Origin of the sequence: Methanosarcina vacuolata Z-761, from assembly GCF_000969905.1 — an archaeon.
GTDB lineage: Archaea > Halobacteriota > Methanosarcinia > Methanosarcinales > Methanosarcinaceae > Methanosarcina > Methanosarcina vacuolata.
The window spans coordinates 3,088,362-3,102,306 of the sequence record NZ_CP009520.1; the positions used below are offsets into that span (position 1 = coordinate 3,088,362).

The 13,945-nt window shown below is 40.7% G+C and carries 6 protein-coding genes; 4 read left to right on the forward strand and 2 right to left on the reverse strand.

Features of this window, described 5'->3' with window-relative positions; all coding sequences use genetic code 11:
- Positions 1–83 precede the first annotated feature (83 nt).
- On the reverse strand, positions 84–2,066 hold the full coding sequence (locus tag MSVAZ_RS12765; RefSeq protein ID WP_048121515.1) for a DUF460 domain-containing protein: 1,983 nt from the start codon (positions 2,064–2,066) through the stop codon (positions 84–86).
- A 731-nt stretch (positions 2,067–2,797) separates the two neighbouring features.
- Here MSVAZ_RS12765 and MSVAZ_RS12770 point away from each other — a divergent pair.
- Positions 2,798–3,154: a hypothetical protein gene (locus MSVAZ_RS12770; protein WP_156151090.1), complete on the forward strand. Its 357-nt coding sequence runs from the start codon at positions 2,798–2,800 to the stop codon at positions 3,152–3,154.
- Between the two features lie 527 nt (positions 3,155–3,681).
- Here the strand turns inward: MSVAZ_RS12770 and MSVAZ_RS12775 are convergent.
- Positions 3,682–6,303 carry a DUF3656 domain-containing U32 family peptidase gene (locus MSVAZ_RS12775; RefSeq protein WP_048121520.1) on the reverse strand — a complete coding sequence of 874 codons (2,622 nt, stop codon included), beginning with the start codon at positions 6,301–6,303 and terminating at the stop codon, positions 3,682–3,684.
- A 1,408-nt stretch (positions 6,304–7,711) separates the two neighbouring features.
- On the opposite strand from MSVAZ_RS12775, the gene MSVAZ_RS12780 reads away from it, so the two are divergent.
- The 3 genes from MSVAZ_RS12780 to MSVAZ_RS12790 all read left to right on the forward strand — a co-directional run bounded on the left by MSVAZ_RS12780 (position 7,712) and on the right by MSVAZ_RS12790 (position 13,552).
- Positions 7,712–9,184 (forward strand): MATE family efflux transporter, encoded by a 1,473-nt coding sequence (locus MSVAZ_RS12780; RefSeq protein WP_048121522.1) that lies wholly within the window; start codon positions 7,712–7,714, stop codon positions 9,182–9,184.
- 354 nt (positions 9,185–9,538) lie between these two features.
- Complete coding sequence (gene cax / locus MSVAZ_RS12785; protein WP_048121524.1) at positions 9,539–10,603, forward strand: calcium/proton exchanger; 1,065 nt, start codon at positions 9,539–9,541, stop codon at positions 10,601–10,603.
- Between the two features lie 633 nt (positions 10,604–11,236).
- Positions 11,237–13,552 carry a PGF-pre-PGF domain-containing protein gene (locus tag MSVAZ_RS12790; protein WP_048121526.1) on the forward strand — a complete coding sequence of 772 codons (2,316 nt, stop codon included), beginning with the start codon at positions 11,237–11,239 and terminating at the stop codon, positions 13,550–13,552.
- Positions 13,553–13,945 lie beyond the last annotated feature (393 nt).

The following is a 13,945-nucleotide window of genomic DNA, read 5'->3' on the forward strand; positions in this document are numbered from 1 at the left end:
TCACCGGAGTTCAGCCTCTCTAGCGGGGAAAGTCCTTACAAATGAGGAATATGGAGAGGCAATGGAATTTAAAAAGTGCCTTCTTATACCAGGCCCCTGCGCCTTTCACTCCTATATTCGTCAAAGAGGCTTTGCAGTTCGTCCTCTTTGGCTTTGTGACGCCTTGCATCGGCTTCTTTTTCCCAGTCTGCAATTGCGGCTTTAAGGGTTTCTGGTTCGGCCATTGCAAAGTCTTCAGCCCTCTCAAGCGGGATATTCTTTAAAACCGGAACATCGCCTTTGAAGAAGGTTTCCTCGGCTGCGTGCGAGATATCCTCAGGGATGAGTACGGCTCGGATTCCGGCTTCTACAAGAATCTGAGCGGTTGCAGTTCCGCCTCCGCTTGGGTTTTCAAGGAAAACTACATCACCTGTCTTAAGCCCGTATTTTTCCTTTGTTTCGGCAATGGACTCCTTCGTAAAGGCAGCAATAACTTTGACAGCCGTACCTTCACCACGGACCTCCATCTTCTGGATTTTACGCAGCTTGTTGCTTCTGCGCCGCAGCTCCTTTACGGTTTTGTTTCTATGGCTAACCTCTTTCTTCAGGCTTTCAATAGTTTCGTCCCTGATATTGATTTCTTTTGATTTCCGAATTTCGCTATAAGCTTCCTTTTTGAAGCTGTTCAGTCTTGACTCGAGCTTTGAGATTTTCCGGTCTTTTGAAATCAGTTCTTTCTTTAGTTCCTCAAGATATTCCTGAAGGTTCTGAATCTGCTCGCTCTGCCGCTGGACAGTCTCTCTCATTTTCAGGAGAGATTCGTCAACTGCCCTGTCCTCCGGCTTTTCGGCATGTTCTCTGGGCTTTGGTTTTTCAGGCTCACCTGATGCCCGGGCTTTTTCAATTGCCGCCTCTATCGAAGCTCCACTGATCACATAAAACTTTATCAGCTCAAGATCTGCATTTTGCGGAGCTTTCTTTTCAATCCTGGAAAATATGTTCTTATAACTCCTGTAGGTGAGAAGAGCAGCAGTCAGTGCATCCCTTTCGTGGTCATTCGAGTAACCAAAAGTCCTTCCAAGCGCTATTTTTTCCTCGGCAGAAACCTCAATTCCAGGACTTGCAGGTACTGCGTTGAAGCTTCTTCGGATTTTCTCAACTGAACTCGGCATTGGAGTTACATCGCTGGCAACAACTGCAGGTTTTCCGTATTCGGCAATAAGTTTGACAACTTCATCAGGAGCAATCCCCCTGGAGCTTTTCAAGTAAAGAAGCTCTCCGTCAAGAGAGAGAATCGCTATTCCCACGGTTGTTCCAGGATCGATTCCCACTATTGTAAACTTACGTCTCGGATTCTTCGGTTTAAGGGGAACATATCGGATTTTATCGCGTTCAACACTTCTTACGCTTACCTGAGAATCGTTACTTGCCATTGGATGTATCGGTATCTCTCCACGTTTTGCATAAACTGTGAATTCAGACCTGACATAGCCTCCGAAACCTTTTACGTTTACGGTTTCGAATCTGATACCTTTTTCCCGAGAAAGGTCTTTCAGGGCATTCTCAATCTCCCTGCTCCTTTGCAGCACAGCTCCATGTACCTTCCTGCGGTATCGGTTCTGGCTCCAGCCCCCCCTTCCAAGGGAACGGGCTCTACTAACTTTAATTTTTGTAATATCTTCAAAAAGGGAAACTTCATGCCCAACCCCCAGATCTGCAAGACGTGCACATGCTTCGGCTTCGTCATTCGGGTTTTCGGGATCAAAAGAAAAACCATATTTCCGTGCAAGCCTTACAAGTGGTTCAGGGTGAAGCCCACCTGTGACCTGGACAAGTTTAACGCCCTCAGGCAGCTTTTCCATAAGAGATAGGAGCTCGCTTCGGTCGGCTGCAAGCTCAAAAATATTGTCAACAGCTATTATCTCCGGCTTTTCCCTCTGGATCATATTAAAGATTTTCTGGCGACGGAGCATACTTTGGTGGAAAACTTCCCCGTCCTTAAGGATAGCAAGTGCATACCTGGGAAGTTCTCTTGCCCTGGGAGAGCCCCGGGCAATATCAATTCCATAGATAATCCTTTTTTGCATGAGCGTCTATATTTTATTTTTTATTCAATATATATTTAACTGCACCTGTTTTGGTATTTAAAAGTATTTATTTATGTGGTTTTTGGAGTAATTTACAGGCATTTAAGAAAAGGCGGGATAATCTGGATAGGCCTTTACTGGTACCCTGATAGAACAGGTTCGAAGAACCCAGGATTTAGTCTTTTTTGCACTGCGTAACCTATTTAAGACTTTAGTTTACTGATCGCAGTATGCTTTGCTGTTTGAATTTCGTTTAAGGACACTTCAGACCTATTAATGTATTTTTATTTGGTTTTACATGCAGTAAAACAGTTTCTGATAATCCAGTTTTTTGAACAAATCTTTTTGCAAGGTGTTTATTTGTCTAAAATGTATGTCAAGTTTAGGATTTAGCGTCTGAATTATAAAAACAGTAGCAGAGTAATTAAATTCACTAAACACATCGAGTTATATAAGCTCTTTTGTACCTGATTCTGGCACTTGATTGCACAAATTTGGAAATACTGTCAAAAGTATCATATACAAGGTCTATAAATATATCAGTTAGTAAGTATTGAAGATACTTTACATATTTCTCGGGGTTTATTTTAAGAATCTTTTAATTTGATACATAAAGATTCTCGAGAATAAAATAAAATTCACACATAGAGTGTGAAAAATTCAACAGTATAAAAAAATAGTTTGAGGTGTAATAGATGTTTAAAAATCGGCTTATAATAGCAGGTTTATTGATGTGTTTAATCCTGGCAATGGTCCCATCAGTCTTGAGTGCTGCATCTTCTGATAAAGGAGTATCTATGGGCTCAAGCGTCCAGCAGTCAACAGCTCCAGCCTCAGTGGATAAAGTATCCACAACAGCCGTGAAAAATGGCATAGCAACCGCTTACTGGCTTGAACTGCAGGCCTATCCTTCAACCAATACAAGAGCCCTTTGGCTCAATGTAGATAATGACTGGAGGTACTTATCCAAACCATCCAGCAATATTGAAACCTCTGTACAAAATGCATTTGCTAATCCTGATGTCTTCCAGGTTAAAGTCTGGTACTCTGGACAGAAGATTGTTGGATTAGTAGTAATGACTAAATAATTGTAAGCAAAGATAACTTTTTAAATCATATTAAAAATAGAACTGTAAAGTATATTTACAGATTTTGCCCCTGGATACTTTTCAGGGTTTAAGCAGTTGCCGGCTTTGAGGCAACTTTTAATTTTTTAATAATCACACAAAGAATTTTTGGGTTTTTGTAACGGGTTTTTGTAAATAGAGCAACCAGATTTCTTGCAATTCACTTTCGGCAGATAACCTGTTTTTCTTAATACATTTTTTGATTGCATTTTTGTTGAAGAATACTCTTTCTGATCAGTTTCAAGTCTTTCATATTTGAATATCATATCAAACAAAAATACCTGAACTAAAACTATTTTTCTGCCCTATTCTGCACCTAAAGAAACCTGAACTAAAACTATTTTTCTGCCCTATTCTGCACCTAAAGAAACCTGAACTAAAACTATTTTTCTGCCCTATTCTGCACCTAAAGGAAACTGAACAAAACTATTTTCTGCCCTATTCTTCACCTAAAGGAAGTAGCGTTTTTCATTAAAAGGAATTTGACCTTAAACTCCCTTAAAATAGTGCCCTGTAGTATATTCAACTCCTCTTGCAGGTTTCAGCCTGGTTTCTTTTCCTGCAAGAGCTTCTTTGTATGCCGCTATAATCTCTTTTATCTCAGCCTGTGTATTAAATGAAAGATCAAGCCGAAGCACATCCACACCGTAATCTTTCAGGTTTTTGACGTACTTCAGCATATCAAGCACTTTTGAGTTATAAATCAGGGTCCGGGTCCCCAGGCGCTCTACCGGAAATTCGGAACTTTCCTGGTCAACAAGAAGCACTTTGCTGTCCTTTCTTACAATTCTTCTGTCAACAAGGGGCTTTAAAAGGTCATTTTCCGTAATGAGCATAAGCTCTCTGCCGTAAACAAAAATTTCAGTCTGTCCTGAGCCCTCGCAAGTTTGAAGGGCCTCACAGAGATTTTTGATCTCGCTCAGGTTCAGTTCGCTTGAAAGGGTCGATCTGTATGCTCCTGCCTGGTAAAGAGTGCTGGCAGTAAAAGCATTGAAAATATTGAACTCTTTCCCTGCGGTAAAGGGTATGGAAAGCTCTTTTGCAAGCTGTAAGGTCCCGAAATCAGAACAGGCTATCCCGAAACCTGCCTCTTTAACTTTTCCCAGCAAGGGTTTGAGTTTATCCAGTTCATAATCATGATTTATAAGAGGAACCCGGAAAACAATTTCGACCCTTTCAGCTTTCAAATCTTCAAGCTTTTCCGCATTTTCAGTTGCGGAAAGCTCTTCAAACTTCGAAACCGGAACATAGATAACGTCTGCACCGGCGAACGCGGCCTCGAAGAGAGAGTGACTTTCATTTACTTCAACACTAAGAAGGAGCCTCTTTGAAGCTGAATTTCTGCCCCGGGTTTCACTGAGGGTTTTGTTGAGGGCCTCATTAACGGCTGGAGACTGCTCATATTGATAACTCGCTTCACTGCAGCGGCTTTGAGAGCTACACAGGTGACTGAAATCCTCAAGCTTCGGGTGCTTTTGCTCTCTCTTATCTACACTGAGGATTTTTTCCAGCAGGAGGTCTGCTGCCTTTCTCCTTGCATTCTTCAGCACGCCGACCGGAATGAAAATATTTTCATCAGCATCAATCTCAACAGAGACTGCCTCAAAAGAAGTGTCCCCAAGACTTTCCATTGCTTTTCGTATCTTCTCGGCTGTAGTTGGGGCTTTCTCAGCTTCCTGGACGACATAATCATCCGTGAATTCCACAAATGGAACCTTCTCTGTGGTCTCACTGGTCTCTCTGGGATTTTCACTTTCTTCTCTAATCACAACCGTAAATCGCTCTCCTTTCCTGGCTCTTACTTTCAGGCTTACAGGAAGCGTTTTTAGTTTTGTTTTTTGAAGGGTGTCGAGGAGCCGTGTATCTGTTGTAAGGTAGAGTTCATCACCTCTCTGGACTGCTCTTCCTGTCTTCGAGCTGATTTCAAGCCCTACTTTCTCACCTTTTTGAGCACTTATTATATGCTCGCCTGAGATTGTGAGTAGGCCTGTAACTGCCGAGCCGAGCATCCGCTCTCGCGTGAAAATACTTATACCGTCTTTTACCTGGATGTCCTGATTCAGCCGAACTGTGAGTTTCGTATTCCCTTTTGAACGGGAAATATCAAGGACTTTTCCAAGGAACGCTCCATAGTTTGAACTGTATTTAGGATGAGATACGCCTTTTTCTCCGAGTATGAAACCTCTTGTAAAGCCTCTGTAAAAGAGTTTTGCAAGTTCGGATTCTCTTGCTTCAAGTTCCTCTTTTGTCGGATTCTCTCCTGGACCACAGATTCCTTCGACTGCAGCCTTATAGGCAGCAGCACTTGCAGTAACGTACTCAGGCTTTTTCATCCGCCCTTCTATTTTAAGGCTTACAACTCCGGTTTTTATGATTTCCTCAAGCCCTGTTAGTGTGGAGAGTTCGGCGCAGCTGATGGGATAACTGCCACTGAGATGTCTTTCGTCAACTTCCCTGCCGTTTACAACGAATCTGTACCGGCGTCGGCAGGGCTGGGCACAGGCCCCCCTGTTTGCGCTCCTGCCATGCAGGAAACTGCTGAAAAGACATTTGCCCGAATAGGAGTAGCAAAGTGCTCCATGGACGAAAACCTCAATTTCTGCATTTGAGTGGTCCACGATGTCCTTTACCTCAGCCGCAGTAAGTTCCCTTGAGACTATAACTCTTTTTGCTCCCAGCCCTGCTGCAAAATCGACTCCTCCTTTATTATGGATAGTCATCTGGGTACTTGCATGAAGCTCAAAGTCCGGATAGATTTCATTTAAAAGCCTGAGAAGCCCCAGGTCCTGAAGGATAACTGCATCGACTCCGGCTGCATATGCACAGTCTGTAATCTCAAGCGCGTGCTGCAACTCTTTTTGCTTGATCGGGATATTGAGGGCAAGGTAAACAAGAACTCCGTGTGAGTGCGCCAGTTTCACGGCCTCGTCAAGGTTCTCAATAGTGAAATTCTTTGCACCCTGACGGGCATTGAATTCGCCAACCCCGAGATAGACTGCATCAGCTCCTCCTCGAATTGCAGCAAGAAGGGCTTCTTCGTCACCTACGGGAGCCAGGACTTCAGGGGGGGTACATGTATAATTTTCAGTAGGATAATTTTCAGTAGACATTTTTGATCAGTTTGTTCTTTCCGGCTGGAAGGTTTTGTAACTATGAAGAGAAAGCTATACAAACGGTTTACATGAAAAGCTTAGCAGAATGCAGATAGATGAGTAAAGATAAGTAAAGGTAAGTAAAGGTAAGTAAAGGTAAGTAAAGGTAAGTAAAGGTAAGTAAAGGTAAGTAAAGGTAAGTAAAGGTGAGTAAAGGTAAGTAAAGGAATAAAGTTCAGTTTAAGACGTAAAGGTACTTCTTGCATAAAAATGGATGGGTAAGCCCTTGACTTTTATTGTGAGAAAACTTATTGTAAACCTGAAAACTTTAAACTTACTGTCATCGTAAATCTGATCTTATTGTTATCGTAAATCTGATCTTATTGTTATCGTAAATCTGATCTTATTGTTATCGTAAATCTGATCTTATTGTTATCGTAAATCTGATCTTATTGTGTAACTATTCAGCCTATATAAAACAACATCAATAGCCACCTTGTTTAATATTTAATGAGCACTTTTTTGGAAGGTTCATTTTTTTAAATTGTTGGTTATTGATTGCGTTTTTCAGTCTTGCATGGGTTAGCAATTTCACGTATGTGACAACTCTGAATCAACATCAGTAGATTGATTTGGGGCACCTGAATAGTTACCTTATTGTTATCGTAAATCTGATCTTATTTTGGATCTGCAGCTGTTCATTTCAGACTTATTTCTGCTTATTTGCAGATTTGATAGCCCTTGAGTAAATCTAATGTTTTTTTAGAGTTTTTAGTTCGAGCTGAACCATTTTATTCACGCTTTTAACTTTAGACATATTAATAAATATTTTTGCTTAAAACAGAGCTAGTTTATCCACTTAAACACTTATAAGACCTCAAATTAAAGAACCTGTTAAAATAAAAACGAGTGCAAATCTATATATAATTATAAATATTTTTTATTATATAAAATTCGCTGTAACCAGATAACTATCTGAATCTGGTTTTACTTGCTTTGTTGCATGATTGCACAGGATTCTTGGTTCGTTTGAATCCTCTTTTACTCTTTAAACGGTGAAGCTTCGTAAAACGAATGAGTGCTGCAGGGATGCGCACAAATTAACCCACAGATTATACGCAGTTACCAGTTCGGCATAGACAGACTAATTAATTCTGCAACAGGGCAGCTATACTTGAATCTGCGTATTTTCAGAAGCTTCGTCCAGGATGAGTTATGACCTCATGTAAACTATTTGAGAGGAACGACTCTTATTGTCTCGATCCCTCAATAGGTAAAACTTTAAAAAAACACCAATCTCTACAGAAACACAATACAACCTACCTTACTTTGAACAGGTTCTTCTACCTGACAACGGTAAAAACAGTCTCGGGATCTCAAAACCAGACCTCTGAAAGATGGCTTTACAGCATAAGGAGGGGCTGGAATGGTAAGTGACGAAGAAATGAAATCCGGGGACATAGTGAATCTATTCTTGAAATTTGCATTCCCGACCGTCGTTGGAGTCGTCATTGCCGGAATCCAGGGAATAATTGATGGCCTTTTTATAGGAAATGCTATTGGAAGCCAGGGGCTTGCAGCAATTACCCTTGCCTATCCCGCTTATATGGTTATAATCGCGGTGGGAGTAATTATCGGGATCGGTGCATCAAGTCTTGCGGCCCTCCAACTTGGAAAGGAGAAACTCAGCCGAGCCCTGGATATAGTACACAATGCTTTTTCCCTGTGTATTCTTGCAGGAGCAGTTTTTACTGTAGCCGGGCTGATTTTCTGTGAAACTTCAATCAACATCCTTGGAGCCAGCGGGAATGCTCTAGCTTTTGCTCGCGATTACCTGAGGATTATCTTCGCTGGTTCAGTTTTTATGATCCTTTCGGTTGCCCTTGAACCGCTGGTCAGGAACGACGGGAAACCCCGGCTCTGTATGAACATCATGATTGCAGGGGTAATTGTAAATCTCGTGCTCGATTACCTTTTTATCATGCATATGGGCATGGGAATGGTGGGTGCCGCCTTTGCCACAATCATTTCCTTTGCTCTCCCGGCATTACTGTTCATGAATTATCTCTTTGGCAGGGAGGCAAAATTGAAACTCCAACTTAAAGCCATGAAATTCAAACTTAGAACCCAGTTCCAGATTCTTAGAGCTGGTCTTCCCTCTTTCGTCATGCAGTTTTCACTGGCTCTCATACTCTTTGCGCACAATTACATGCTGCTCAGGTACGGTTCCGAGCTTGCGGTCTCAGCTTACGGCATTATAGGATATGTCCTTTCAATATTCTCTATGCTTTTTGAGGGAATAGCCCTGGGAGTGCAGCCGATTATAGGTTTCAATTATGGAGCTGGCTATTATGAAAGAGTTTCAAAAACCCTGAAACTGACAATTCTTTCATGTGTCTTGACAGGAGTTTTCGGATTTGTATTAATCTACCTTTTTCCCGAAAAAATGGTGCAGATCTTCAGCCAGGGAGACTCCGAACTTCTGGAAGTTACCCTGCGAGGAATGAAGATTTTCATATTCTCTTTGCTCGTTGAAGGTACCGTGCTTCTCACTGCTATCTATTTCCAGTCAATAAACCGGGTAAGAGCAGCACTCTTCATCTACCTTGGAAAGATTTTTGTTGTTCTCTTTCCTCTGCTCTTTATCCTGCCGATCTTCTTCGGCCTGGATGGAGTGTGGGCTGCATCTCCGGCTACGGAGTATATCATGATGCTGGTAGTTCTGGGAATGCTTTTGAAAGAATTCAAGCTCCTCAGGCATGCTGCAAAAGCAGAACCCAGGCAATCTGCCGGTACAAAAAAAGCACTACCTGTAGTCAGAAACAGTGGAAAAGCCGATGTTGAGGAAAATCCCAGACTTGTTACTTTCAAGCCTGCCGAGAAAAGGGAGACATTATGAGATTCTTCCCTAAAATCCAGTCTTTCTGAGATCCAGTCTTTCTGAGATCCAGTCTTTCTGAAATCCAACTTTAAGGCTTTAAAATGGAGAAAAAACTCTCCCATTTGACTTTAATATTTTTGATTTCAAACGGAAGCTTCGGATAATAATTTCAAATTAAAGCGTCAGCTCACGCTTCTGATACTTTATTATTCCTACCTTTTTTTTCGTTTGATTCTTGAGTTTTCCTCCCTATCTGGCTTGAGGGATAAAAATATCTTTCAGCCTTGTTATTAATACATGAGATGAAAAGGGCTGGTATTCTAAGTCGCCTTATGGTAACTCTTTGCCAGGTGGCAGAGGAGATTCATTAATATGGAAAAAACAAAAATCCTGGAAAACATTTTCAAATTATTTCTTATCTTTGTGCCGCTGAGCCTGCTCGCAGAGTATACACACTCTTCGCCCATAGCAATTTTTGTTTTAGCTTCGCTTGCAATCATACCCCTTGCGAAATTTATCGGTGAATCGACAGAGGAAATTTCGGCACGTACCGGCCCAGCACTGGGCGGGTTATTAAACGCTACCTTCGGGAACGCAACAGAATTAATCATAAGTTTTTTTGCCCTGCAAGCAGGACTTACTGAAATGGTAAAAGCATCGATTACGGGCTCCATCATTGGAAATCTGCTTTTGATTCTGGGTATGGCGTTTTTATTCGGAGGTCTCGGAAAAGATGAGCAGGAGTTCAACACGACAGCCGCAAAGACAAGTGCCTCCACTCTCTTTCTTGCAACTACAGCTATTGTCATGCCGGCTGTTTTCGTCCTTACTTCCGAAAATCCTTCTGATACAATAGTCGAGACCCTGAGCATTGCAGTTTCGGTCATTATGGCTGTGTCATATCTTGCGAGCCTGCTTTTCTCGCTTCACACCCACAAGCACTTATATACTGTTGATACGGCAGAGTATGTTGCCAGGTGGAGCGTCAAAAAATCTATTGTGGTTCTTTTCGCATCAACAGTTACGGTTGCTGTTATAAGTGAAATCCTGGTCGGCTCCATAGAACCGCTTGCTGAAAATCTTGGCTGGACGGAACTATTTATAGGTATGATTTTCATAGCAATTATTGGAAATGCTGCAGAACATGTATCGGCTGTCACAATCGCAATTAAAAACCGAATGGATCTGGCGCTCCAGATCGCAATCGGCTCGACAACTCAAATCGCTATGTTTGTAGTACCGGTCCTGGTATTCACGAGTTATTTTTTCGAGAACCCCATGAATCTGATTTTCACAACTTTCGAACTCGCTGCCATAGTCTCTGCCGTCTTAATGGTCAAATCCATAATAGAAGATGGCAAAAGCAACTGGTTTGAAGGACTACAGCTTCTTGGAACATATGGAATAATGGCCGTGGTCTCTTTCCTTCATCCATAATCGACAAAAAGTAAGCGACAAAAAGTAAGTGACAAAAAGTAAGTGACAAAAAGTAAGCGACAAAAAGTAAGCGACAAAAAGTAAGCGACAAAAAGTAAGCGACAAAAAGTAAGTGACAAAAAGTAAGTGACAAAAATAGGAGTGCAACAATCAGGAAAGAATGTGAGCTTGCAAGATACTTATTTCTTATATATCTTGCAAGTGCCTGGTATAATAATCCAGAATTTCTCTAATTATAAAATTAGTGTCTTGAGAATTTAGTTATTGGTCACATGTTGACTCTGAATCGCTATATGTTGATCAGAAGCTATCAAATATTATGCTAAATAATTAAATTGCCATGACATCAGGGCTAATATACCCAAACTTTTTTAATTTAAAAAAAGATCAACAAGTAACTAAAAATAGAAAAAATTTTACTTGTACAATTATATAATATCTAAGCAGCCTACTTATTTGCCGAGTTTACCTGATATACAAATATAGATGTAATTAAGCTTGATATTTTTGATCCAAAATTATATTATTATCGGGAAAATCAAGGGCTGTTAATTTCATCCAAAAGCCTGAAGATACAGATTATATAAATTGTACTCTGGCTTTGAGAGATAAAAGCTACGTGGGGGAGGGTAAATGAAAATTAATAGAAAGCTATGTGCAATAGCTTTAGGTTCAACAACCTTAATTATTATATTTTTAGTTTTAATTTCAACTCTAGCATCAGCGACACAGGTGACAAGAATTGGTAATGGATCTGATCCTGCTATTTATGGTAACAAAGTAGTATGGACAAATAGTGGTGTCATCCAGGTTTATGATTTGACCGCCGGAACAGTCACTACAGTTACTTCTTCTGCTGCATCCTATCCGGCTATTTACGGCAACACATTAGTGTGGCATGACGAAAGCAGCAGGACACCAAGGCTTGCAGTATACGATATATCAACCGCCGCAAAAACTTACATCACACAGAATGTAGATCAATCCAGCAGACCTGCTATTTACGGCAACAGGATCGTTTGGAGTGCGGATTACAATGAATCAAATTACAATTACAACGTGTATATGCGGGACATATCAACTTCCAAACAGACCAAAATTGCAGATGGAAACAGTCCTGACATATATAATAGCAGGATAACATATGGTTATGAGGATACAGATGGGAGAACCATAGCTGTTTACGATATTAATACTAAGGAAACTACAAATGTACACTCTTCTAGCCAGATATTTAGTCCCCGTATATACAGTAATAAAGTAATATGGTCAAACTTCTATTCCAGGGACGGATTTATTGAAATGTATGACCTTATTACCAAAAAAACCATAGATGTTACCAGTGATAATACAGGTAATACCTTATATGGACCTGATGTCATTGCTGATGCGGGAGATGACACCGGTACTCATATTAACATAAACGGAGACAAAATCGTATATTCAAAATCTGGCGATGACCAGTTTGGTTATGCAGGTGTATACGTTTATGATATTCCTTCCGCAAAAAGCACTCAAGTCTACATTTATCCAAAAGAGACTTACACTACACCTGATATATACGAGAACACTATTGTATGGGGAATAGACAGTAACCACGGTGGGGGAGCAGCTAACGATAGCGACAATAATGGTATCTATTTGAGTGATCTTTATTACATAAACACCTTGCTACCGGCAGCTGAATTTACTGCCAACGTAACTTCTGGAACTGCACCTTTAGTTGTGTTATTTACTGCCAGCGGCATTGATGGAGTTTCGGCTTCATGGCTCTGGGACTTTGGGGACGGAATTACCTCTAAAAATGAAATGAAGGCGACGCACACATTTACGAAACCTGGCACATATAACGTTACTCTAAAGGTAACCAGTGCCGCTGGCAATATTTCTATAGACAAAACGGGTTACATAAAGGTCACAAATTCGACCACTCCAGAAACGGGGGTTCCGGTTGCAAATTTCAGTAGTAACGTTTCCGAGGGGTATGCTCCTCTGGAAGTACAGTTTAATGATTATTCCCAGAATGCAACCTCAAGGGCATGGGACTTCAATTCCGACGGAAATGCTGACTCAAGTGACCCGAATCCTGTTTATGTATATGAGACTCCTGGTACGTATTCTGTTAACCTGACAATCTATAATGCAAACGGTTTCTCTTACCTGATTAATACAATAACTGTACTGGAAAACAATTCCAGCGACGACAGTAACTCAAACAGTGACGGAAACAGCAAGAGCGGTGGTAGTAAAAGCAGTGGTAGCGGAGGTGGAGGAGGTGGTTCTCCTGAGCCTGCAAAAAACATTGAAGTAAAGGAACTTTCACAGGTGTTCATTACAAATGGAAAAGAGGTAAAGTTTGATTTTACTAAGAATGCAACCTGCGTTGTTTCTGTGAACTTTGATGCAAAGAAGACTTTGGGCAAAACCACAACCACCGTAGAGATGTTAAAAGGAAAATCTTCTCTGGTTTCCGAATTACCCTCTGGAGAGATATACAAATCTTTTAATGTTTGGGTTGGGAATGGTGGAATTGCAACCTCAAAGAACATAGAAAAACCGACCGTTTGTTTCAAGGTTGAAAAATCCTGGATTGAGGATAAAAAGATCGATCCAGCTTCAATCACCCTTAACAGTTACAGAGAGAAAAAATGGGAACAGCTGGAGGTAGAACCATCAGGAAAAGATGACAAATTCCTGTATTTCACAGCAAAAACCCCGGAATTCTCTTCCTTTGCAATAACAGGCACAGCAAAAAAAGCCTCTGATGAAACTGTGACAGAACCCCAGCCTGAGACAGAGACAGGAGCAGTTAATAATAACTATATAAATCAAAACGAGACTGGGAACGAAGGAACGGAAGCTGAACAAAAAATTACATCGACACCTGGATTTGAAATCGGTTTAGGAATAGCTTGTATCCTTAGCGTATTCCTTTATAAACGTAAGTAAAAAAGCAGAATCTCAGTTCAATACTTAAGGCAACAGATGAGAGGATTAAACTCTCATTTTGTTCTTTTTGGTTCTTTAATCCTGGCACATGGAGTTTTATCTATATATTTATATAATTATTATGTTAATCGATATTGAGATCTCAAATTTTATCATTCTAGTCCAGTGCAAATGAGAGGTTGTAACCTGTTACCTTAGGCTGAATAAAAAATGATATCTTCAGATACTCTGCAAAAACGAAATTGAAAATAGCAATAGTTTTATATTTAATAAATTTCTTGACAGTTTTTCGAAAACTTGGAAAAAATATTGTTTTAGGTTTTATTGTTTCAGGTTTGGTACTACAAAGCTGATGAGCTTTTTGTCAGATTTTAAGCCACTGCATCCATAGCC